Here is a 22,228-nt window from a genome sequence, read left to right on the forward strand (position 1 = left end):
ATATATTTTTAAGAGAATTGTTTTAGGGAAAGCTCTTCTTTATATCCGAACATTCCGCGCTCTTTAATCATTTCTGCAACACCTTCGGGAACCTGAGTTTCCCAGCCTTTAACACAACATGCAATTTTTCTCAGTATTTCTCTTGAGTAGATTTCCAGGAACTCAGGATTATAATTGGTAATATCTACAATACGATTGTTGTGTTTGAAATATTTATACAGTTCTTTTAGATTTTCCTCTACCTTAAGATTAGAAGAATCTAATAGCTGGTGTGTTTCAGGATCTTTATAAGGATACAGATACACCATCATTCCGTTTCTGAAGAATTTACCGAACGCTTCAAGAATACCTCCTGATAAATTTTTATAATATTTTTCATCGAATACCATCAACAGGTTATTTACTCCCATAGCAACCCCGATGTTACCACTGGTGTAGGAAGCAAAATAATCGATAAGTCTGTAGTATTCCGAGAAGTTTGAAATAATAACAGTATATCCCAGTTTACCAAGGATATCTACCCTATCCAGGAAATCTCTTTCATCAATATCGCCGTCTGCTCTCAGATTGGAAATCGTAATTTCAATAAGGACTTCCGTTTCTTCGTGAGTGCAGATTGCATCCTTAAAAAACATATCCATACCGTTTTTCAGCATGTCGATATTCACCTTTGTTACCGGTCTGAAGCTTCCTCTTACTGCAAAGATATTTTTCTTATACAATACATCGGCAGGAAGCATATTATTCCCCTGAGAATTGAAGATCACGGCATCTGTCATTCCGTTTTTCACAAGCTGAAGTGACATCAGTCTGTTATCTACATAAGCAAAAGCCGGCCCGCTGAAATCAATCATATCAATTTCCAGATTATCTTTTGCCACATCATCATATAAAGACTCTACCAATGTTCTTGGATTGTCATAATAATTAAATGCTCCGAAGATAAGGTTGACCCCGAGATTCCCTAAAGTCTCCTGCTGCAGGGTGGCATCATTTTCTTTAAACTTCACGTGGATTACGATTTCGTTGTAATCCTCATTTTCTTTAGTCTGAAAACGAATTCCAACCCAGCCATGGCCTTTTACGGTCTTGTCGAAGTTGATAGTGGTAACGGTATTAGCATAGGAAAAGAATTTTCTGTCCGGATTATTATCCCTTGAAATTCGTTCTTCAATTAACGCTACTTCATAGCGGAGCATTTTTCGAAGTCTGTTTTGGGTAACATACCTGTTTTTTACTTCTTTTCCGTAGATGGCATCACTAAAATCTTTGTCATAAGCAGACATTGCCTTAGCAATCGTACCGGAAGCTCCCCCTGCTCTAAAAAAATGACGAACAGTCTCCTGCCCTGCTCCAATTTCTGCGAAAGTACCATAAATAGTAGGATCTAGATTAATTGTTAATGCTTTTTGTTTAGGAGTTAGTTTCTGATACATTAGGACATTAAATTTTTTGTAAATTTACCAAAATTAAACCAACCTCAAAACAAAATGAAGTTGAAATTTTTAGGAACCGGTACTTCCCAAGGTGTACCCGTTATAGGCTGTACATGTGAAGTGTGTACTTCCGAAAATCCCAAAGACAAACGCTTACGCTCTTCCGTAATGGTAACTACGGAGGAAAATAAAAAGATACTCATCGACTGTGGTCCCGACTTCAGACAGCAAATGCTTATAAACCACGAGCAACACGTAGATATAGCATTAATCACCCATGAACATAACGACCATGTTATCGGACTTGATGATATGCGTCCGCTGATTTTTAAAACCGGAAAAGATGTTCCCCTTTACTGCTATCAGAGAGTCGCCCATGAAATCAAAAAACGTTTCCCTTATGCTTTCGCAGATGTGAGATATCCCGGAGCTCCGGCTTTTGAACTTCACGAAATTGAAAACAAACCGTTTACGGTTCTGGATACGGAGATTACTCCCATTGAAGTCATTCATTATAAGATCAGCGTATTCGGATATAAGTTTAAAAATTTGGCTTATATTACCGATGCCGGTTTTATTTCGGAAACTGAAAAAGAAAAACTGAAGAACTTAGAGGTTCTGATTTTAAACTGCATCAGAAAATTTGACCCGCATCCGGCTCATTTTATTCTTCCCGATGTAATAAGGCTCTATGAAGAATTACAACCTAAAAAATTATTGTTAACCCATATCAGTCATCATCTGGGACTGCATGACATTGAAGATAAGCAGCTTCCGGCCGGAATGCATCTTGCCTACGATGGTCTGGAACTTAGTTTTTAAAAAAAATCTTCAAAAAAGCTTTTGAACATTGAAAAAAGTTCCTATATTTGCACACCAATTTGAAACAAACATTACGTTTGAAGTAAACATCAAGCCCAGGTGGCGGAATTGGTAGACGCGCTGGTCTCAAACACCAGTTCTTAGGAGTACCGGTTCGATCCCGGTCCTGGGTACAAAAATCCCTTGAAATCATTTGATTTTCAGGGGATTTTGATTTTTAGGGGATCAAAAGGGGGACTAAAGTTCAATAATTATACCCTTTGAATTCTAAACCATTATTCTCACATTCATTTTAAAAAAATTTCAGAATTGTGATATTCTAAAAATTCAGTTAATGGATGAAATTTTTGTGGTAGTCTAATCTTTTTATTTTGATAAGGAGAAAAAAAATTCTCAAAGTCAGTTGTATGAATATCCGTAAGTAACTTTTCAGAATATTTAATCTTGTAATCCGGTGTTATAGTCATTAAACCTTTATCAAATGCCTTATCATGAAGTGCATTTAGACATAAGCCATTTGCTGGATTTGTTCTATGCTCAATTTTTACCGACCAAGGAACAATATGTCCTGCAATTAGCAATTCAGGAATTGCAATATTTGTAATACAGCATTTAAAGTTATATGATGCAATTACCGCTCTCCTAAAAAATGATTGGTTAACCCGCATCTTAATAAGCGCATCTCGGTCTTTACCTGGAGGAGGAAGATCACTTGTTATAATATCAGAAGAATATTCAAGAGAATCATTTTTATACTGTGCAAGTATCTGTTCACTTTTATACACAAGCCCCTCCCAATTATTATTAAACTCATTCCAGACTATCTCCTCACCTTTTGCTCCTTGAGATAAACCAGAAACATTTCTAGCCTGTTGAATAGGATCAAGCCTAGCAAAATTAGCCAATTTCATAGCTACAGATCCGTTTGTTCTACCAATTATCAAAGCAAGCTCTTTAATTGGCTCATAATTACTATTAATTTTAGTGAATGGTATCTTACAATATAGATTAAAAGCAAGAATATGTTCTTCGTAGGTCCAGTTATTTTTTGGCATTTTCAGCTAATATTTCTTCAGAAAGCTCATTTGTGTCCCATGGTGTTATACCAGTTCTAAAAAAATGAGCACCGAATTTTCCTAAAACTTCATTTGTTAACTCATCACTTAAGGTTATTACTAGTGAATAATTAGCTAATAATTCAGTCTTTTCTAGCATGAAATACTTTGATAAGGATAATTTTCCTCCTTCAAAAATGGGAGAAGGTGGTAAATGTCTATCATATCCAGATACAGTAGGATCAGCCTGGAGCATTTTAGAAATTTTATCCTTTTTAGATATTATTTCTTTCCAAACGAAAGGACAAACTAAAATAGAGTTATTTCGAATAACATTGCACCTAGGAGTCAGAACAAAAATAAATTCCTCTGTATTTTCTTTCCTAAAAATATCACCTGTCCAAACCGGAATTGACCCAATGCGTCTTATGTAGTGTTCAGTACTACTTACAGTTTCTTCAACTATCTGTCCATCTTCATTAACTTCAGGAAGTAGCAGCTCAAACAGCAATGTTCTTACAGCTATTCTTTTAAAAATTTTTTTTATTCTTTCAGAAGTTTCCTGAAAGTTCTTGGTCCCGTTGATGTTTTTAATTATTTTTTCAATTTCATCATTTTGAAGAAATTGCTTAGTAAACGCATTATGCAAATCAATATGTATTTGCTTTTCTAATAAACCACCAGGGCAGAAAACATCAATAAAACCGGATTCATAAAATAAAATTATCTTGTCTATAATTTTTTCTTTAAAATCTTCATCTTTATCTACTTTAAAAACAGTCCCACAATTATCGAACTGATCTGATAAAGCTTCAAGGTATCCACTATATACAAAAATTGGAATATTAAAGGCTGCAAATCCTGCCCTAACATTTTCAAGAAATTCAGCATCTTTTTGATTTAATTCCCCATCTGTAGGTTCCTCACTTAAAAGATCAAATATTAATGCCTTTACAAAATCTTTATGTTCTAAAATAGAATTTTCAAATTCTTCTTTTGTTGAACAAATAATATAATCTATCTCGATACCAATTTGATCAAATAAATCCTTAGAGGGCTGAAGAATCCCTTTTAGATCATTATCTAAATGAATTATTACACCTTTTCTATCCATTGAATTCTTTTTTAATAATAAATGCTGGTCCATTTTCTCTGTTTTCAGCTGAAATATTCCAATTATTTCGGCTAAGAATACTTTGCGTAAATGCAAGCCCCAATCCCGTAGCATTTTTTTCAGACCTAGTAGTAATTCCATAATCAAAAATATAATTAATTAGATCTTCATTAATAAATGGTCCTGAGTTACTTATTATAAATGCATCTTTTTCCATACTAAATCGTATTTCACCTGGTCTTTCTGTCTTTTTTATCCAATAAACCGCATTATTAACTATATTAAGAAATGCAATCCAAAATGCATATTCTAGATCATTAATTTCATATTTTTCAAATCTGGAATCAGTAATTATTGATATTTTACATTCTTCAATATCAGATTTATAAAGATTACATACTCTAAGAAAAGTATTAGAAGGAATAAATTTTTTATTCCTAGTCCTACCTATTGCTGGCTTCAAAGATTTTCTTAATTCAGTTAGCACATCAGTAGCATAAGTGAGATTATTTATATCTTTTACGAAATTATCCATAACATCAGAATTAACTTTTGTTTTCTTTAAATCCAGTGACGATTTTGTCGTTCTTAGCCCAGCAATTGGTTGTGCCATTTCATGATAAACCAGTTCAATTCCGCTTCCCAGTGAAGCTAATCTTTCTGAGAATGAAAGAGATTCTTCAATATTATCCATTGACGTTGTCACATCATTCATAAATTTTTGAGAATATTTTATTACTTCAGGTCCAGCATTAAGATTATGCAGGGTACTAAAATATTCTTCAAAATCAGGTCTTTGATGCTTACTAGTAGGGGTTCTGCCTAACCCTTGTAAAAGTCTATAATTATACCTTTTTTTACCAAGTAAAGAAAAAATCCCTTGCATAGTTACTTTAACCTGTTGAAATGCTTTATTTTCTAGAAAACCTTCTCTGTTAGTTTTTTCTTCAAGCTTATCGTTTTCAGGTGAATAGAAGAATACATATCCTAGAATCTGATTAGTATTGACATTTTTACCAGGATCTTGTACTCTGGCTTTTGAAAGGCCTATCCAATCTTCGACTTCATCTCCATAAGGTTTTACACCAAAACCATTCTTAGAAATCCTCATTCCTTGAAAATTCTTAAATACGGATCTGAATTGCGCTGCACTCTTTAGCTTTGCACCATTTGAAAGAATCTCTAAATTATCTTTTTCCCCTATATCATAAATTCGAATATCAAAATAATATTCTCCAGTTTCATTTTCTTCCGTATCATCAAACAAACCAGGCTGAATATCTTTTTTATCTATAATTTCACTTTTTGATAATTCAAAAACCTCTTCTCTAATATCATTTTTTAATCTTTTATAGGACATATAACCATAAACATCTCCTTCTGTCGAAACCTTACCATATACTCGATAATTATAAACAGACTGTATTGGAATAGGAGATATCGGAAGCCATTCAATTTCATCTATAACCTGATCTGGCAAAAGATTAGTTCCATAATATATAGAAAATTCGTTTTTTGAAGGAGAAATCACTTTTTTACTATCAATTAATCCTTTTTCTTGTAACTCTTTTTGAATTTCATTATTCAAACTCAATGGAGTAATAAGAGTTGCCAAAGCTTTATAAAAACTTGTAGTTTCATAAGGCGTTGTTTCACTCGGTAATTCAGGCTGGTTGTGATCTTCTTTTAATATTTTTAAAACAGAATCATCTAGTGACTCAATTATAATAAGTGTTCCTTTTTTAAAGGATTTCAAGTTGGCTTTTTTAAGGAAACTTATAAGTGACAAATTTACATTAGCTTTTCTTTCTTTTATAATATCTCCATCACGAAATAAGATTGAATAATCAGATATTGAGTCTCCTGGAAAATTAATTTCTGACAATAATTTTTCTTCTTTAAAAGCTTCTCTATTAACAGTTATCCAATTATAGTTGATAGTTTCTTTCTCTCTAGTTACAACTGTAACCATTTCACCAAGTGCCATAGAAGCCAATCTACCAATACCTTTACTTCCAAGCTGATTTCTTTTATATTTATTGCTCTTACTATTTACTTTTCTTTTTGAACTAACAGATGGTTTTAACCAATCACCAAAAAGTGTTTTATAGTCCATTCCTGAGCCATCATCAAATATAATAGCGAAAGATTCATTGAGAATATTAGAATATGAGAAATAAACTTTACAAGAAAGAGCATCTGCATCATAGCCATTTTTAACCAATTCATTAATTGCTGTACTGGGATGCCCTATAAGCTGTTCACCCATCTGAATTATTGACATTGCTCCAGGTTGGAAAGAATGTCTCTTTATATTATTGTTTTCAGACATTATCAAATATATTTTTTATTTGCTGTGCAATCTTTTCAGCCATTAATGGCGGTACAGCATTTCCAATTTGTTTGAAAGCAGAGGTTCTGGGTTGATCTTCTTTGACCCCTTCAAAATAAAAATCATCTGGGAAGGATTGAATTCTTGCAGCTTCTCTTACAGATATTGAACGTAATTGCTCTTTATCAGGATGGATAAAATGATGACCATCTTTAGAAATATGAGCTATCATAGTATGAGGCTCTTTATCTACAACCTTGAACCTATCAAGAAAATCAGAAATATTTTTCTGCGTCCTCATTTCAGTTGGAATCTGATCATTTTTCAACCTTTGTCCTTGCTCTAGGTATTCTATTGCCAGTTTATAAATCATCAAATCCTTTTCATTATGAGGGCGGGTAATATGCTGACATACAAAATCAATCCCATTTCGTATTGCATTATTTTCGAGATATTCATTTGTATTAGCAGAGTATTTATGAATTTTTTTATTCTCTCCAGGCTTTACAAATGGCAAATCAGAAAAAATACTATCCCTATAGTCTCTTTGAACAATTGGGATATTTGGATATGAAAAATTCTGGTCTTTCTTCCAACCAATAATAATAACTCTTTGTCTATGTTGAACAACCCCATAGTCGTAGGAATTCAATAATTTAGCTTCAACTTTATATCCAAGTCTTTTATAATAATTCTGAAGATTTTTAAAATACTGACCATTAGCTGCAGATAATATTCCCGGAACGTTTTCAAAAACAAACATCTTCGGATTATATTTTTTTAAAAATCTTCCATATTGAATATATAATCTGGTCCTTTCATCATCTTTTTTATGTTTTAGTGGAGCTCTTCCAACTATAGAATATGCCTGACAAGGAGGTCCTCCAATAATTAAATCTACACTTTCATTTCCTAACAAACTATCTATAGTATTAAAAATTTTTTCATTCTCAGCACCTATTTCAGCATTAATAACACTATCTAGCAAGCTTTCCGGGATATAAGAATAAAATTCTTTTCTAGTTATTTCACCTTTAAGATATTTATAATAAAATTCAATATTTCCTGTCTTTTTCAAAAAATAAAAAGCAGTACGTGTTCTTAATGTATAACAAGCTGCTTTATCATATTCGACATGGGCAACTGGTACAAAACCTTGTTTATGAAACCCTTCAGAAAGTCCACCCGCTCCAGCAAATAAATCTATATATTTTATAATAGCTTTCATTTATTTTTTTAATTCCTCAATTAACTTTTTCAAAGTATTATCTCTATTTTTTAGTTTCAGATCACATTCCCAAACAATAATAACTTTCCAGCCTTTTTCTTCTAATTTCATGATATTGGCTTTATCATTAGTTTTATTCTTTTCTATTTTTTCAAGCCACCATTCCGTCTTCGTTTTTGGAATAACATAGTATTTACAATTATCATGACCATGCCAAAAACAACCGTGAATAAAAACAACCGTTTTATATTTATTCAAAACAATATCTGGTGTTCCTGGTAACTTCTTACTATGTAATCTATATCTAAATCCTTCAGCAAAAAGAAACTTTCTGACCAAAATTTCAGGTTTAGTATCCTTACCCTTTATTTTGCTCATATTATAACTTCTTACTTCCTTAGAATGAACATCTGTCATAATCCGATATCATCTTTCAATAATTACAAAAGTCGTAATATACACAATATTTACTTACTCTAATATAGTTAAAAACCACAATCAAAATACACTTAAATATTATTAATTAGTTTTATAATTAAAAAATAAAAAAGCCCCTTTATAAGGAGCGGATCTAATCCTAAAAATAGGGATATATAAAAAGTAATGTTATGAAAAAATTGGCACAAATTTAATTTCATCTACTAATTATGTTACAAATGTAAGAATTCTTTTATGACTATGGATTTACAATACACCATTAAACAATATAAAAACAACCCCAGATTTATTCTGAGGTTATATTTTTACAATAAAAATTGAAATATTAGATTACTTAACTATAAATTTATTTATATAGTCCCCTATTTTAATAAAGTACATTCCACTTGAAAAGTTATCAATCAATACTGAACTTCCCATAACGTTAGAATTCTTAATTAGTCTCCCTTGGCTATCGTAAATACTAATCCCTTTCACTGTTTTATTAAGATTCAGATACTCACCGTTTTTAATTGGATTAGGATAGATTGGAATTTGAGCAACTTTATTTGTTTCATTAACTCCTAAAGTTGAATAACATGTCCAGGATAAATCATCAATTGCTATTCTTTGTCCAGTATTAGGATTTACAATTTTCAGAACAAAGTTACCAGCAATATCTATATTCTCAATTGTTGTAGTGATACTATTAGAATTAAAAGGTATAGTTCCCACCTAAACATTGTTAATTTCTAAAATAATAGTTCCGGGAGTTCCAGCAAATTTTAATTGTGTAGTCACTGTTAGGCTTTTAATCCCACCATTAATCAAAGAGGTTGAAAGATTTCCATTTCTGATAACAATAGCTCTATTATTAATTGTCTGATCGGTTCTGGAATCAGATGCTGTCCAAATAATATTATTATTTGTCCATGTGTTGGTTTCAAAGAGGCTTGAACTTACAGGAATACTTTCAAAGCTTTCTGATCCACCACAGGTAAACGCAGTTTTTAGCAAAGGCTTTTCTTCGATGAATACATAAGATCCACAATAAAGCATATTAAAGCTAATTAAACATAACGATTTATTATTAGTACATAAATTCTGTTTTTCATTTTAAATAATTTAAAAAGGTATACTCTATATGCTCTTTTGTTTACGATTGTACTCATGTTCAGTCTGAAAGGTGATAAAATACTAGAATTACCATTAGATGTTTTAAAAGTAGCAGTGCCACTGATTGTCTATTTTGTTCTGATGTTCTTTGTAAGTTTCTTTATCAACAAATCATTGAATGTTCCTTATGATAAAAATGCTTCCATAGCTTTTACAGCAACAGGTAATAATTTTGAATTAGCAATTGCGGTATCTATTGCAGTATTCGGGATCCATTCTCCACAGTCATTTGTTGGAGTAATCGGGCCATTGGTAGAAGTACCGGTTTTAATTTTACTTGTAAAGATAAGTTTATGGCTAAAAAACAAATATTACTGATACCATTGCATAATAGAAACTTTACGATTGTAATCTCTACTCAGCCCTAGTATTTTAATCGCACCACATGTCTTTATATAGTATTTTTTACAATAATTCAATGAAATACTTTAAAATATTCCTAACTTTGAGTTAAACATGTAAATAATATCCCCATGAATCCAGAAAACACCAATCAGGAAGAACCGAACAAAATGGATTTGGTAGAACATGCCAAAAATTACATTGAAACGCAAAAACAGAACAATGAAGATGCCACTCAGGAAGGATGGTTTAAACTATTAATCAAAGAAGACCTTGTCGGAGGTTGGAATGAAATAGTAGACAGCTTTAAAGATGCTTGGGAAGTAGCTAATAAAATGATAGATTCCATGTTTGGAATGAATAAAGATCAAAAATAGAAATATCAAAAAAAGTCTCAGAATGAATCTGAGACTTTTTTAATAGTCAGTTTTCATAAGATAAATTCATGATAATTTCAAGTATTTCCACTTCATAAACCTGCCTCTCAGACCGGTAAATCTTTTACAAAATGCAGTATTACCACATAATCATAACATTTTTACTTAAAATAAATTTGTGCGGCGGGTGGACTCAACGAGGTATTAAAAATAACCTGATTGACTTTGTTATAATGATCTCCGGAGAGCAGTATCAGAAGACGATGGACACGGATATTGGGAACATCCCCCAGATCGGCTTAAACGGAATTCAGCAGTCGTTTACCAATTGTATTAAAGATAAATACGGATCAGGTTCTTTCATTACAGACACTTACTTCGGATCAACACCGAATTCAAAGATTATCATAACGTGGTTTATCATCAACGTAGTTCGCGTAGATTAAATGAATATTCAGATCTCAATAAGCAGGTGAAAAGTTCCCATTTTATCTGTACAGGCAAAATTCTATTAACACAAATACTCAGGAGCATCTCTGTTTTGCAGGTGCTCTTATTTTTTACCAATGAACGATTAAAAACCCGTTCTCTGATGAATAAACAAAAGCAGAACGGCACTTATGCACTGTTCTGCTTTATACTTGTTAAATAGTTAAATAGTAAAGAGATTAATTTCTTATACTGTAGGCCATGCGCCGTCGTAAGCAGAGTTACCAAGATCGATTTGTTCTGCGCTTATAACAAAGCTGATATACATACTGTTGTCATCTACTGCATCAAAGTCTACTTCATGCTGGATCACATACCCGTTATTCCACTTTAAAGTAGTTAATGTTCCCTCTTCGTGAGATTTGTTGAAGGTTACTTCTCCTACAGTAGGCTTGTACTTTCCGTTAAGAAGGCTTTCCAGGATGTCTGATTTTTCAGTAGCTTCTACAGTAATTTTGATAAGAGCATTGGAAGGGTCAGATGCTACTCTACCGGATACGTCTGTAGCACGGGACACGCTGTAATTTAGTTTTAATAGCTTTTGTCCTTCACCGTTGTTGAATTTTAAAATTCCTCTTGAATTTCTTTCTGCCATGATCGTAAATTTTAATCGTTAATATTTCGTGATTTGATGTTGGTTATATCACCAAATTTAGATGTATTTATGAAATTACAATAATATTTAAACTTAAATATGAAAAAGTGTCGTATTTCTACGACTAACACTTGTTAGGTAAATTACAGGTTGTTAATCAAAAGATTACGTTTTTATTCCACCAGAGAGCTTTATGCTACATTAACGCCAAAAAGGCGTCCTACTAAAGCGGTAATGCCCATAGCAACAGTTCCCCAGAAACAAATTCTCAGCATGGCAATTTTAATATCTGATCCGCCTGTTTTTGCTGAGATAGCTCCTAAAAGCATCAGGAAAATAATGGAAAAACCGTATTGAAAATAAATCATCTGTTTAATGGGAGCCAGTAAAGACACCATAAAAGGGAGCAATGCTCCTACAGCAAATGACCCGAATGATGCAATGGCAGCCTGTAACGGTTTTGCCTGAGTAATTTCATTGATTCCCAGCTCATCCCGCGCATGAGCTCCTAAAGCGTCGTGTTCCGTAAGCTCAATAGCCACCTGCATGGCGGTTTCTTTAGTGCATCCTCTTTTTTCATAGACTTTGGCCAGTTCGCGAAGTTCTATTTCCGGCATTTCCTCAAGTTCTTTTTTTTCGCGCATCAGATCTGCTTTTTCCGTATCTTCCTGTGAACTGACAGAAACATATTCACCGGCAGCCATCGACATTGCCCCTGCGATCATTCCTGCTAAAGCAGCAAGAATAATGATATGACGTTCCGGCTCTGCGGCGGCAACGCCAATAACAATACTCGTTGTGGATAATAATCCGTCATTCGCTCCTAAAACGGCTGCCCGAAGCCAGCCTACCCTGTTTACATAGTGTTTTTCCAACTGATGGTGCATAACAATAATTCTGTGTTGATGTTTCTAATAAAGGTATAAAATGTTTATTCAAGAATCATTTTAAATTACACAGATCTATTGCGGATAAAACCTCATCTGTTCAAAAATATAATTAGGATCTGATCTTAGCAGATCAATCAGCTGCTTCAGTTCGGATTCTTCCCAGTTTTTCTGAAACATTTCATCATGAATAAGCATAACCACATTATTCCCGGTAAACGTTTTATCTGAAATACAGAGTTTCTGAACAGAAGTATACATTTCACTGACGCTTTGTACAGGGGTGCCGTCTGCAGGCCGATGCTGCCATTCAATATCCCATCCGACTACCTTATAACCAAGAGCAGCCAGCTGATCTGCAGTTTGTATTCCGTTTGTCACATCATTTTTTGAACGCCCCCCCAAACGCCAGATATTCCTACCCGGAAGACGGACAATTTTATAAGGCAATTTCAACAGCATTTGATTATACAGAACATCTTTTACTGATTTGTCTACATCATTATAAAAGGCTTCATAATGATCATTAGCATGAGAAAAACTGTGATTGTATTCATCAATATAGGGGTTCTGGTCATAATATTTGGCATAAGTATCCATCTGTTTATCTTTAATGACATGCTCTCCCACCATGAAAACACTGATTTTAATTTTTTCTTTCAAAATAATATCATTAATGTTTTCACTCCCGTTAAGCGGGCCGTCATCAAAAGTAAGATAAACGTAACATTTATCAGATCCTGATGTTATTGTTTTCTGCGAATACAGTGAAGCGCTGAGCAATAAAAAAGCTCCGGCAATTCCCTTATATAATTTTTTCATTTTTATTAATTATATCACAAAGATAATAAGGATCAGCCGGTTATTATTTATAACGATGATAAGTGATCTCTGACTTTATATTCTGATTGTCCGAAACCTCTTGTTCTGTGAATTTGTTTTCTATCTTTTTATGCCGGTTATAAAACCGGATAAGTTCCTCATCTGTTACTCCATGGAGATTTAATCCCTGTGTATGTAATTTTTTAATGACAGTCATTAGTTCATCAAGCTTAATGCTGATTGCTTTTGAATCTTTATCCTGCGCATTCTTAATCAGGATAGCGGCAATTCCCAGCAGGGCACTTCCGGCAAAAAAGCCTGCTCCGTTTGTCAGTTTATCAAAAATATATTTTATCATAATTATTTATTTTTAAATGACTACCGCACTTCCTACATAAAACTTATTGTACCATAACGTCTATCAGCGGTACCTTAAAGATAAGCAACGTCGATTAATTACTTTATGATCCGGATCACAGACAACAAACAGAATATCAGCCATTTTCATCCCCAATACTATTATCACTATATTTGCCCTGAAAAAAAATTCGATATCTACCTTTTATGAATCAATTGTACATCAACTGGAATATCAATCCGGAGATCATCAATATTTTGGGAATCCCTGTAAAATATTATGGTCTGTTATTTCTTACAGGACTCGTTTTATGTTTAAATATTTTAAAAACAATCTATAAAAAGGAAAATCTAAGTGCAAAAGCACATGAAGCTTTATTTTCATATGCACTTATAGGAATTTTATTGGGTGCCAGATTAGGGCACTGTTTTTTCTACGATTTTGATTATTATTCCCAACATCCTATAGAAATACTTCTTCCTATACAGATGGGAGCAGACGGTTCTTATCATTTTTCCGGTTATGCGGGGCTCGCCAGTCATGGCGGTGGTATCGGACTGGTCATCATGCTGTTGCTCTATGCCAGAAAATATGCAATTCCCTTTATGACAATTCTTGATGCTATTGCCATCGTACTTCCGCTGGGAGGAACTTTTATCAGGCTGGCTAATCTTATGAATTCTGAAATTATAGGAACCCCTACCAGTCTTCCATGGGCTTTTGTATTCCAGCAAGTAGATAATATTCCGAGACATCCTGCCCAGCTTTATGAAGCCATCTCTTATTTTATTATTTTCCTTGGGGTCTATTATATGTATAAGAAAGACTTCTTTAAAATCGGAAAAGGCTTTTATTTCGGGATCAGCATTCTTTTAATTTTTATCATGAGAATCCTGATTGAATTTATCAAAGAAGATCAGGTTGGATTTGAGCATGGAATGAGCTTTAATATGGGACAACTTTTAAGCATTCCATTTGTATTACTGGGATTGTTTTTCATAATCAAAAGTATACTGGACAGAAGAAAAATGAAGACTTTATAATTTTCTTTATCCTGCAACTATATTATAAACCCCACTGAAAGAGACTTCCGGCGGGGTTTTTTATAGCATACATGCAGATTACCTGGTGGTATATCCTCCGTTGGCAAAAATAGTCTGCCCGGTAATCCACCATCCTTCAGTTACCAGAAATTCCACTAATGGTGCTATATCTTTGATATCGGTAAGCCCTCCTAATGCAGAAGCAGACTTGTGATAGGCTACGGCATCGTCCGTTTCCTGACCATAGAAAAAAGGGGTATCCATTGGTCCGGGAGCCACTGCTGTTACAGAAATCCCTCTTCCTCCGAATTCTTTGGAAGCTGCCCTTGTAAAATGTTCTACAGGAGCTTTTGCTCCGGCATAAGTGGAATACAATCCGGTATAAGCTGCGAGCAATGAAGTCACTATGGTACAGATTTTACCATTGTCATTCAGCTTTTTTCCGGCTTCCTGTAAAAAGAAATAAGCTGATTTTGAGTTGACGTTGAACATGGTATCATATTCTGCTTCCGTAGTTTCCGAAAACGGTTTCTTTAAAACCATCCCTACGGTATTGATCGCAATATCAATTCCTCCGAATTTTGAAATCGCTTCATCAAAAAACTGAGCAATATGATTTACTTTAGTAAGATCTCCCTGAAACAAAAATGCTTCAGCTCCTAAAGCCTGTACATCTGCTAATGTTTTTTCGCTTTCTTTTCTTGAGCTTTCACTATTATAATGGATCGCTAATTTTGCACCTTTTGCGGCAAAATCTCTGCTTAATAATCCGCCAAGGTTCTTTCCTCCTCCGGCAATTAAAACAACTTTTCCTTTTACATCTTTTGCTGACATTATTTTTATTTTTAAATATTGATGAAGCAAAGATGGATCATAAAATCTATCTCAGCATGGTGAAATTTTCGGTAATTGTATTCAATTCAATACGACTTTCTTTAACATCCGGAAAAACATGATAGGAGTATCAATAAAAAAAACAAATTCACTGAAAATATTTTGATCCGGATACTCACTTATTTTTCAAACAGATACATAAAAATACTTTATTTCCTGATAAGCAATCCTATCAGTTCACCTTAAACAGTGAGTTTTAGGCATAGCATTTGCTGCTCAACGATCCGTATTATATAACACCACATCATTTCTATAATATAGTTTCACAGTCCTCAGTTTTCTGGGGATTTTTTTATTTAAACTCTGTAAAAGAGCTGTAAAGTTCTCTTATTAAACTTCTTTCACTAATCCTTTTCTGATAATCAATTATTTAAAACTGAATTATTCATTTTATTGTTGTATCTTTGCAGCATAAACAATCAAGTCACTACTTTGTTTTCTGCCACGACGGGATATATTTATTCAGTCTTTGCTTTATAGCAACCATATTTTTAACTTTAATTCTTCTACTAAGAATATACTTGTCGGAATTTTAAAGCGCTTTATGATTGAAGAATCCAAAACAGGAAGCATCAGTAGGCTTTATAAGAAGTAAAGCGGAAGAGACTGGATCAAACAATATATTAGAAACTAAATACTAAAAATAATTTATGGCAGATTCTTTTTCTAAAAAGGAAAATTTCAAGAAAAAAATTCAAAAGCAAAAAGAAAAAGCGCTAAGACGCGAAGAACGTAAGACGAACAACAACAAAGGAAAGGATATGGAGGATGTATTCATGTATGTGGATGAATTCGGAAGATTAACTTCTACTCCCCCAGAGCAAAGACAGGAAGTAAACCTTGATGATATTCAGTTAGGGGCTGCTCCGATTATTGAAGAGGATATCCGCAAAACAGGAATCATTACTTTCCACAGTGAAAAGGGCTATGGTTTCATTACTGAAGACAACACGAAAGAAAATATTTTCTTCCACAACAACAACTGTACAGAAGCTGTAAAAAAAGGAAATAAGGTATCTTTTGAAAAAGAAAAATCTCCAAAAGGTTTTTCTGCAATCAATATCCAAGTGATTAAATAAATACAGATCATCTTATAAAATAAAAGCCACCTTTTCGGGTGGCTTTCTTTGTACATCGTAAAATAAAATCAATCCAGTTTTCCGCCCAGTGCTTTAAAAAGCAGGACATTATTTCTGGTATTCTGGTGTTGAAACTGAAGCAGATCCAGTTCCGCAGTCAGTTTACTTTTCTGAGAATTGATCAATTCAAAATAACTGGCATAACCTGTCACATAAAGATCATTGGAAACTTCAACTCCCCGTTCCAGGAAAGCGACTTCTTCCGACTTTAACTGCAGAACCCTCTCGTAGATCTTTGTCTGCTTCAGGATAGACTGAAGCTCATTAAAAGCTGTGGTAATACTTTTCTGATAGTTTAAAAAAGCAATTTCCTGTTCTTTGCTGGCCACTTTAAACTCATATTTCAGTTGCCCTTTATTAAAAACAGGAACCATAAGACCTCCCAATAGCTGTCCGGCTAATGAGCTTGGTTTAAATAATGTTTCCACAGAAAAGGAGTTTAGTCCAAAGCCTGCGCCGAGATCAATCTTCGGATAAAAAGCGGCTCTTGCTGCTTTAGCATCCGCCTGAGATGCTTCCAGTACATAATAATTGGCGGCTACATCCGGTCTGGAATGTATTACATTTTCTACATTGATGGTTTTGTTTAAAACCTCCATATTGGTAGGCATCAGGATTTTTCCGCGCTTTACATGGCCTCCGTAACTCCCTGTCAATGTAGTAATAGCCTGTTCAACGGTAACGATCTCAACTTTTATATGTTCTATTTCCGCAAGCCAGTTGTTATTCTGAGCCTTAAACTGCTGTACGGCAAGCTCTGTGGCTTTCCCGACTTCTCGCTGTGCTAAAACAATTTCAAAGGCTCTCTGCTGAAGATTATAGTTTTTCTGATAAATAGCCAGCCGGTTATCTAAAGTAACTAACTGATAATACAGGTTGGCAATATCTGTAAAAAGTTCCACCTGAAGCAGCCTAAGCCCTTCTGTAGAGGCAAGGTATTTCTTTTGAGCAGCAATTTTTCTGTTTTTAAGCTTTCCCCAGGCATCAATCTCCCAGCTGCTTCTGGCGCCCAGCCAGTAGTTGGGGGTAAAATTCCGGTTGATCTTCTGTTCTTCGGTGATATTAGGAGAGAGGTTGGTATCATAATTTCCTACACCTTCCATCGTATATTTCCCATAGCGGTTTCCGGAGGCTTCTACCCCGACATCAAAAGAAGGTAAAAGGTCCATCTTTGACCGCTGCAGAAAGCTATTGGCAATTTCCACTCTCTGCTGAGCAATCTGAAAATCGGGATTAGCCTGTATTACTTTATCAAAAAGTTCCAGAAGATAATGATCTGTAAAATAGGCTTTCAGATTAATCTGCTGAAAATCATCCGGATCGGTATTTTTATCATCAACCATCATTTCAGCAGGTAAAGCCTGTGCTTTCTTTAATTCCGTCACTTTGGGAACGGCGCATGAAACCAGACTTAATGCAGTAATTCCATACAATATATTTCTATGATTTAATCTCTTCATTTTTCTTCTTATTTTCAAGTTTTGCAAAGAATATATATAAGCCAGGAATGACAACCAGCCCGAAAATGGTTCCGATCAGCATTCCTCCTGCCGCAGCAGTTCCAATAGAACGGTTTCCTATTGCTCCGGCTCCCGAAGCAACACACAAAGGAATGAGACCCGCCACAAATGCAAAAGAAGTCATCAGAATGGGTCTTAAACGTTGTTTTGCTCCTTCAATAGCAGCCGGAACAATATCAAATCCCTGTTTATTTCTGGCTACGGCAAATTCTACAATAAGGATGGCATTTTTAGCCAATAGCCCGATCAGCATAACCAAAGCAACCTGTGCATAAATATTATTATCCAGACCAGCCATTACCAGTGCGATATAAGATCCGAAAATACCTGTAGGTAGACTTAGTAATACCGGCATCGGAAGAAGGAAACTTTCATACTGTGCTGCCAGAAGAAGATAAACAAACAACAGGCAGATCAGAAAAATATAAACGGTCTGGTTTCCTGACAGAATCTCCTCCCTTGTCATTCCGGACCACTCGATATCAAATCCTCTCGGAAGGTTCTCTTTGGCAACTCTTTCTACTGCGGCAATCGCATCACCGGAACTGTATCCTTCAGCAGGCTCTCCGTTGATCATTGCAGACATATACATATTGTACCGCGTAAGGACTTCCGGACCATATACTTTTTCAATCGTGATAAATGTGGAGAACGGAACCATTTCCCCTTTATCATTCTTAAGATATAAATTCAGAATACTTTCAGGAGTATCCCTGTGTTCCGGACTTGCCTGAACCATTACTTTATACATCTGACTGAACCGTATAAAATTAGTGGCATAATAAGATCCCAACATAGTCTGTAAAGTAGACATGGCATTGTCTACGGATATTCCTTTCTTCGCTGCCATATCATAATCTACATTGATCATATATTGCGGAAACGTGGCATCAAAACTGGTAAAACTGTTTTGTAATTCGGGAGTCTCATTTAATTTTTTAACAAAATCTTTTGTGATTTTATCCGTATTCTCAATGGTTCCTCCTGTTCTGTCGAGTAAGCGCAATTCAAAACCACTGGTATTACCGAATCCAGGAACAGTAGGCGGGGCAAAAATTTCAATCTGAGCATCTGAAATACTTTTTGTTTTTTCAGAAAGCTCGGAGATCAGATCATTAACGGAAATACTTCTTTCTTTCCAGTCTTTAAGATTAATCATCGCCATTCCGTAAGAGGATCCCGCAATTTCCGTTACAATACTGTATCCGGCAAGTGTGGTCACATTTTCAACGCCTTCGATCTTTTTGGCTATTACCGTAACCTCGTCCAATACTTTTTCTGTTCTTTCCACAGTGGCTCCCTGTGGAGTTGTCACACTTACATAAACCATTCCCTGATCTTCCATCGGAATAAAACCTGTTGGCAGAAACCTGCTTGTTATCAATGTAAGCCCTATAAAAAGAAACAATAAACCAAAGGTCACCGTAGTTCGGGTTGCCAGTTTTGATAAAATAGTTACATATCCGTTAGTCAGCCGCTCAAAACCCGTATTAAAACTTTGGAAGAAACGGTCAACGATTGTTTTCTTTTTATGGTGATCATGAGGTTTTAAAATAATAGCACAAAGCGCAGGAGTCAGTGTTAAAGCATTTACTCCTGAAATAACAATACTGATGGCCAATGTTAGTGAAAACTGTCTGTAAAATACGCCAACCGGCCCATCCAGAAATGCTACCGGAATAAATACGGCAGACATAACAATCGTGATGGCTACTACCGCTCCTGCAATTTCCTTTGTTGCACTTATTGTTGCCTCCATTGCATTCATTCCTTCTTCCATTTTAACATGGACTGCTTCTACAACAACAATCGCATTATCCACCACAATTCCAATCGCAAGTACCAAAGCAAATAACGTCAGCAGGTTTACAGAAAAATCCAGCATGTCCATAAAAGCAAAAGTTCCTACCAGTGCAACAGGAACAGCCAGTACCGGGATTAAAGTAGAACGCCAGTCCTGAAGGAATATAAATACGACAATTCCCACCAGAATAAAGGCTTCGACAAGCGTAGTTAATACCGCACTAATGGACGCATCAAGGAATCTGGATACATCATACGCCATATTATATTCCATTCCGGGAGGAAAAGAAGAAACTTTCAGCTCTTCCATCTTTGTCTTTACACTTTCAATCACTTCTGAAGCATTGGATCCCGGACGCTGCTTCATCATAATAGATGCAGAAGGTCTTCCGTCTGTTTTGGATACCATCCCGTAGTTCATAGCTCCAAACTCTACTTTGGCAATATCTTTAAGCTTCAGAATGGTTCCATCCACATCCGCTCTGATGGGTACTTCTTCATATTGTTTTGGTTCATAGAATTTCCCTTTATATTTAATGACATATTGAAGCTGACCGGATGTCTTCCCGGAAGTTTCTCCCACTTTTCCCGGAGCTGCTGAAATATTCTGCTTTTGTAAAGAGCTGATCACTTCATCTGCTGAAATACTATATGCCGCCATCTTCTGCGGATCCAGCCATACCCTCATTGAGTATTCCTTTTGCCCCATGATTTCAGCACGACCTACTCCGTCGATACGTTTCAGCTCCTGAAGAACATTGATATCCGTAAAATTATAGATAAATTGTTCATCCTGACTCGGATCCGTACTGGTAATATTGAGGTACATCAGCATACTGTTGACCTCTTTTTCTGTTGTTACTCCTGCTCTGATGACCTCTTCCGGCAATTCATCAAGAATTGTGGTTACCCTGTTCTGAACATTTACAGCAGCAACATCCGGATCTGTTCCTACTTCAAAGAAAACCTGAATCAGGGTAAGACCATCGTTAGAGGTTACTGTTGACATATACGTCATTCCAGGAACCCCGTTGATTGCGCGTTCCAGCGGAAGAGCTACTGCATTGGCAGAAACCTCTGCGTTGGCTCCCGTATATTTCGCAGTTACGGTAACAGAAGGCGGAACGATATCGGGAAACTGGGTGATCGGCATCTTCAGCAATGCCATAATTCCCAGCAGTACAAATAATATGGAAATAACCAACGAAAGCACCTTTCGTCTTATAAACATTTCTACCATTGTCTATTGATTTAAAGATGAAAGGTTAATACTTCTTTTTGATTGTAATGATATCACCGTCTTTTAAAGACTGAGTCCCTTCATAAACAATCAGATCACCTTTTTTAAGGCCGTTTTCCACCACATAAGAATCTCTCAGCGTTGTTCCGATCTTAATGTTGGTCATCTTAACTTTATTCTGTCGATCTACCACAAAGACATACGTTTTATCCTGAATGGAAAAAGTAGATTTCTGAGGAATAAGAACGGCATTGGGCTGATGTTCGGAGATAATCAGTTTTCCGGATGTTCCATGCTTGATCAGATGATCCGGATTGGGAAACAATACTTTATAACGAATAGATCCTGTAGCTCTGTCAATTTCTCCTTCCGCCGTTTTTAAAGCTCCGTTAAACTGATAGTTTACGCCATTGGGTAAGGTTAATTCAATTTTCTGATGGTTCCCGATTTTATCATTTGCCAGTAATTCAAAATAGACATTTTCAGGAATGGAAAAGTAGGCGTAGACTTCGTTGAGTTGGGATAATGTAGTTAATAAGGTCCCGTTTTCTACAAGACTTCCGTCTTTATGGGGAATTACGTCAATCACTCCGTCAAACGGGGCTGTAATTTTTGTGAAGCTTATTTTCTGAAGAACGGTTTTCCTTTCTGCATCAGCAAAAGCATGTTTGGCTTTGGCAGATGATAGTTTGGCTTTGACCATTTCCAGTTCATTATTCGCTACAAATTTTTTAGCATGGAGACTCTGAATCTGCTTCAGCTCCACTTCCGCTATACGAACATCTGCTTCAGTCTGCTTTAATGCGGCATTGGCTTTCAATAGCTCCATCTGCAATTCAGCATCATTGATTTTAAATAACGCCTGTCCCTGATGAACAAACTGCCCTTCATTGACATAGATCTGCTGGATGATTCCGCCAATTCTGGAACGCATTTCTACATTCTTTTTTGCCTGAATATCCGTTACAAACTGATTGCTGACTAAAGTATCTTTGGGTTTGATTTCCAGTATGGGAATGTCTTTTTCTTTCTGCTTGTTTTTTTTCTTGTCTTTACTGCACGACACAGCGAATAATATTGCAAAAACGCAAATTATTAGATTTTTAGAATACATTTTTAAATGTTTAAGTTATAAAAAA

21 protein-coding genes, 1 tRNA gene and 1 pseudogene are annotated in these 22,228 nt (G+C 35.2%); 7 read left to right on the forward strand and 16 right to left on the reverse strand.

All coding sequences use genetic code 11. The features are described 5' to 3' along the window. Positions 1 to 8 precede the first annotated feature (8 nt). Positions 9 to 1,436: a TonB-dependent receptor gene (locus JO178_RS04815; RefSeq protein ID WP_291932489.1), complete on the reverse strand. Its 1,428-nt coding sequence runs from the start codon at positions 1,434 to 1,436 to the stop codon at positions 9 to 11. Positions 1,437 to 1,490: 54 nt separating this feature from the next. Between JO178_RS04815 and JO178_RS04820 the strand changes: the two genes are divergently transcribed. Continuing rightward, the gene (locus JO178_RS04820) at positions 1,491 to 2,258 is read left to right on the forward strand and encodes an MBL fold metallo-hydrolase (RefSeq protein WP_291932492.1); all 768 of its coding nucleotides are present in this window, start codon (positions 1,491 to 1,493) and stop codon (positions 2,256 to 2,258) included. 93 nt (positions 2,259 to 2,351) lie between these two features. Beyond that, positions 2,352 to 2,431: transfer RNA gene (locus JO178_RS04825), tRNA-Leu, on the forward strand. Positions 2,432 to 2,545: 114 nt separating this feature from the next. Here the strand turns inward: JO178_RS04825 and JO178_RS04830 are convergent. From JO178_RS04830 to JO178_RS04860, 7 genes are all read right to left on the reverse strand, one after another. Beyond that, complete coding sequence (locus JO178_RS04830) at positions 2,546 to 3,313, reverse strand: HNH endonuclease (RefSeq protein WP_291932495.1); 768 nt, start codon at positions 3,311 to 3,313, stop codon at positions 2,546 to 2,548. Further along, entirely contained in the window at positions 3,300 to 4,427 is a 1,128-nt protein-coding gene (locus tag JO178_RS04835; RefSeq protein WP_291932499.1) for a hypothetical protein, read from the reverse strand. Before JO178_RS04835 ends, JO178_RS04830 begins: the two co-directional genes overlap by 14 nt. Further along, positions 4,420 to 6,759: a sensor histidine kinase gene (locus JO178_RS04840; protein WP_291932502.1), complete on the reverse strand. Its 2,340-nt coding sequence runs from the start codon at positions 6,757 to 6,759 to the stop codon at positions 4,420 to 4,422. Before JO178_RS04840 ends, JO178_RS04835 begins: the two co-directional genes overlap by 8 nt. Further along, positions 6,752 to 7,987 (reverse strand): DNA cytosine methyltransferase, encoded by a 1,236-nt coding sequence (locus JO178_RS04845; RefSeq protein ID WP_291932506.1) that lies wholly within the window; start codon positions 7,985 to 7,987, stop codon positions 6,752 to 6,754. Before JO178_RS04845 ends, JO178_RS04840 begins: the two co-directional genes overlap by 8 nt. Further along, the gene (gene vsr, locus JO178_RS04850) at positions 7,988 to 8,404 is read right to left on the reverse strand and encodes a DNA mismatch endonuclease Vsr (RefSeq protein WP_291932508.1); all 417 of its coding nucleotides are present in this window, start codon (positions 8,402 to 8,404) and stop codon (positions 7,988 to 7,990) included. It lies immediately after the preceding gene. A 351-nt stretch (positions 8,405 to 8,755) separates the two neighbouring features. Next, the gene (locus tag JO178_RS04855; protein WP_291932513.1) at positions 8,756 to 9,139 is read right to left on the reverse strand and encodes a T9SS type A sorting domain-containing protein; all 384 of its coding nucleotides are present in this window, start codon (positions 9,137 to 9,139) and stop codon (positions 8,756 to 8,758) included. Further along, positions 9,140 to 9,463, reverse strand: coding sequence for a hypothetical protein (locus JO178_RS04860; protein WP_291932515.1), 324 nt, complete (start codon positions 9,461 to 9,463; stop codon positions 9,140 to 9,142). It abuts the gene before it with no gap. Between the two features lie 78 nt (positions 9,464 to 9,541). On the opposite strand from JO178_RS04860, the pseudogene JO178_RS04865 reads away from it, so the two are divergent. The 3 genes and pseudogenes from JO178_RS04865 to JO178_RS04875 form a co-directional block, all read left to right on the forward strand. Next, positions 9,542 to 9,898, forward strand: a pseudogene (locus tag JO178_RS04865) (arsenical-resistance protein); the annotation flags it as partial. Positions 9,899 to 10,053: 155 nt separating this feature from the next. Continuing rightward, complete coding sequence (locus JO178_RS04870) at positions 10,054 to 10,299, forward strand: hypothetical protein (protein WP_291932519.1); 246 nt, start codon at positions 10,054 to 10,056, stop codon at positions 10,297 to 10,299. 233 nt (positions 10,300 to 10,532) lie between these two features. Further along, positions 10,533 to 10,745 (forward strand): hypothetical protein, encoded by a 213-nt coding sequence (locus JO178_RS04875; protein ID WP_291932522.1) that lies wholly within the window; start codon positions 10,533 to 10,535, stop codon positions 10,743 to 10,745. A gap of 230 nt (positions 10,746 to 10,975) precedes the next feature. Here JO178_RS04875 and tssD read toward each other — a convergent pair whose 3' ends face one another. From tssD to JO178_RS04895, 4 genes are all read right to left on the reverse strand, one after another. Further along, positions 10,976 to 11,383 carry a type VI secretion system tube protein TssD gene (gene tssD, locus JO178_RS04880; protein WP_291932525.1) on the reverse strand — a complete coding sequence of 136 codons (408 nt, stop codon included), beginning with the start codon at positions 11,381 to 11,383 and terminating at the stop codon, positions 10,976 to 10,978. A 191-nt stretch (positions 11,384 to 11,574) separates the two neighbouring features. Continuing rightward, positions 11,575 to 12,270: a VIT family protein gene (locus JO178_RS04885; protein WP_291932528.1), complete on the reverse strand. Its 696-nt coding sequence runs from the start codon at positions 12,268 to 12,270 to the stop codon at positions 11,575 to 11,577. Between the two features lie 75 nt (positions 12,271 to 12,345). After that, complete coding sequence (locus JO178_RS04890; RefSeq protein ID WP_291932530.1) at positions 12,346 to 13,092, reverse strand: polysaccharide deacetylase family protein; 747 nt, start codon at positions 13,090 to 13,092, stop codon at positions 12,346 to 12,348. A gap of 43 nt (positions 13,093 to 13,135) precedes the next feature. Further along, positions 13,136 to 13,450, reverse strand: coding sequence for a low affinity iron permease family protein (locus tag JO178_RS04895; protein WP_291932534.1), 315 nt, complete (start codon positions 13,448 to 13,450; stop codon positions 13,136 to 13,138). Between the two features lie 206 nt (positions 13,451 to 13,656). Between JO178_RS04895 and lgt the strand changes: the two genes are divergently transcribed. After that, a complete protein-coding gene (gene lgt, locus JO178_RS04900; protein ID WP_291932536.1) occupies positions 13,657 to 14,493 on the forward strand; it encodes a prolipoprotein diacylglyceryl transferase in 837 nt (278 codons plus the stop codon). A gap of 78 nt (positions 14,494 to 14,571) precedes the next feature. Here the strand turns inward: lgt and JO178_RS04905 are convergent, their stop codons facing one another. Then, the gene (locus JO178_RS04905; protein WP_291932539.1) at positions 14,572 to 15,327 is read right to left on the reverse strand and encodes an SDR family oxidoreductase; all 756 of its coding nucleotides are present in this window, start codon (positions 15,325 to 15,327) and stop codon (positions 14,572 to 14,574) included. A gap of 710 nt (positions 15,328 to 16,037) precedes the next feature. On the opposite strand from JO178_RS04905, the gene JO178_RS04910 reads away from it, so the two are divergent. Beyond that, entirely contained in the window at positions 16,038 to 16,466 is a 429-nt protein-coding gene (locus tag JO178_RS04910) for a cold shock domain-containing protein (protein ID WP_291932541.1), read from the forward strand. 68 nt (positions 16,467 to 16,534) lie between these two features. Here JO178_RS04910 and JO178_RS04915 read toward each other — a convergent pair whose 3' ends face one another. Genes JO178_RS04915 through JO178_RS04925 form a run of 3 tightly spaced genes read right to left on the reverse strand, consistent with a single transcriptional unit; the run spans position 16,535 to position 22,155 of the window. Continuing rightward, complete coding sequence (locus JO178_RS04915) at positions 16,535 to 17,986, reverse strand: TolC family protein (RefSeq protein WP_291932544.1); 1,452 nt, start codon at positions 17,984 to 17,986, stop codon at positions 16,535 to 16,537. Beyond that, positions 17,967 to 21,089 (reverse strand): efflux RND transporter permease subunit, encoded by a 3,123-nt coding sequence (locus JO178_RS04920; protein ID WP_291932547.1) that lies wholly within the window; start codon positions 21,087 to 21,089, stop codon positions 17,967 to 17,969. The genes JO178_RS04915 and JO178_RS04920 overlap by 20 nt, the downstream gene beginning before the upstream one ends. Positions 21,090 to 21,114: 25 nt before the next feature. Continuing rightward, positions 21,115 to 22,155 carry an efflux RND transporter periplasmic adaptor subunit gene (locus JO178_RS04925; RefSeq protein WP_291932549.1) on the reverse strand — a complete coding sequence of 347 codons (1,041 nt, stop codon included), beginning with the start codon at positions 22,153 to 22,155 and terminating at the stop codon, positions 21,115 to 21,117. Positions 22,156 to 22,228 lie beyond the last annotated feature (73 nt).

It is taken from the genome of Chryseobacterium sp. (assembly GCF_019236175.1).
In the GTDB taxonomy this organism is placed as follows: domain Bacteria; phylum Bacteroidota; class Bacteroidia; order Flavobacteriales; family Weeksellaceae; genus Chryseobacterium.

Coding starts and splice junctions, on each gene's coding strand:
- JO178_RS04815 (WP_291932489.1), bottom strand. CDS start 1,436: ATGTATCAGAAACTAACTCCTAAACAAAAAGCATTAACAATTAATCTA.
- JO178_RS04820 (WP_291932492.1), top strand. CDS start 1,491: ATGAAGTTGAAATTTTTAGGAACCGGTACTTCCCAAGGTGTACCCGTT.
- JO178_RS04830 (WP_291932495.1), bottom strand. CDS start 3,313: ATGCCAAAAAATAACTGGACCTACGAAGAACATATTCTTGCTTTTAAT.
- JO178_RS04835 (WP_291932499.1), bottom strand. CDS start 4,427: ATGGATAGAAAAGGTGTAATAATTCATTTAGATAATGATCTAAAAGGG.
- JO178_RS04840 (WP_291932502.1), bottom strand. CDS start 6,759: ATGTCTGAAAACAATAATATAAAGAGACATTCTTTCCAACCTGGAGCA.
- JO178_RS04845 (WP_291932506.1), bottom strand. CDS start 7,987: ATGAAAGCTATTATAAAATATATAGATTTATTTGCTGGAGCGGGTGGA.
- vsr (WP_291932508.1), bottom strand. CDS start 8,404: ATGACAGATGTTCATTCTAAGGAAGTAAGAAGTTATAATATGAGCAAA.
- JO178_RS04860 (WP_291932515.1), bottom strand. CDS start 9,463: ATGCTTTATTGTGGATCTTATGTATTCATCGAAGAAAAGCCTTTGCTA.
- JO178_RS04870 (WP_291932519.1), top strand. CDS start 10,054: ATGAATCCAGAAAACACCAATCAGGAAGAACCGAACAAAATGGATTTG.
- JO178_RS04875 (WP_291932522.1), top strand. CDS start 10,533: ATGATCTCCGGAGAGCAGTATCAGAAGACGATGGACACGGATATTGGG.
- tssD (WP_291932525.1), bottom strand. CDS start 11,383: ATGGCAGAAAGAAATTCAAGAGGAATTTTAAAATTCAACAACGGTGAA.
- JO178_RS04885 (WP_291932528.1), bottom strand. CDS start 12,270: ATGCACCATCAGTTGGAAAAACACTATGTAAACAGGGTAGGCTGGCTT.
- JO178_RS04890 (WP_291932530.1), bottom strand. CDS start 13,092: ATGAAAAAATTATATAAGGGAATTGCCGGAGCTTTTTTATTGCTCAGC.
- JO178_RS04895 (WP_291932534.1), bottom strand. CDS start 13,450: ATGATAAAATATATTTTTGATAAACTGACAAACGGAGCAGGCTTTTTT.
- lgt (WP_291932536.1), top strand. CDS start 13,657: ATGAATCAATTGTACATCAACTGGAATATCAATCCGGAGATCATCAAT.
- JO178_RS04905 (WP_291932539.1), bottom strand. CDS start 15,327: ATGTCAGCAAAAGATGTAAAAGGAAAAGTTGTTTTAATTGCCGGAGGA.
- JO178_RS04910 (WP_291932541.1), top strand. CDS start 16,038: ATGGCAGATTCTTTTTCTAAAAAGGAAAATTTCAAGAAAAAAATTCAA.
- JO178_RS04915 (WP_291932544.1), bottom strand. CDS start 17,986: ATGAAGAGATTAAATCATAGAAATATATTGTATGGAATTACTGCATTA.
- JO178_RS04920 (WP_291932547.1), bottom strand. CDS start 21,089: ATGGTAGAAATGTTTATAAGACGAAAGGTGCTTTCGTTGGTTATTTCC.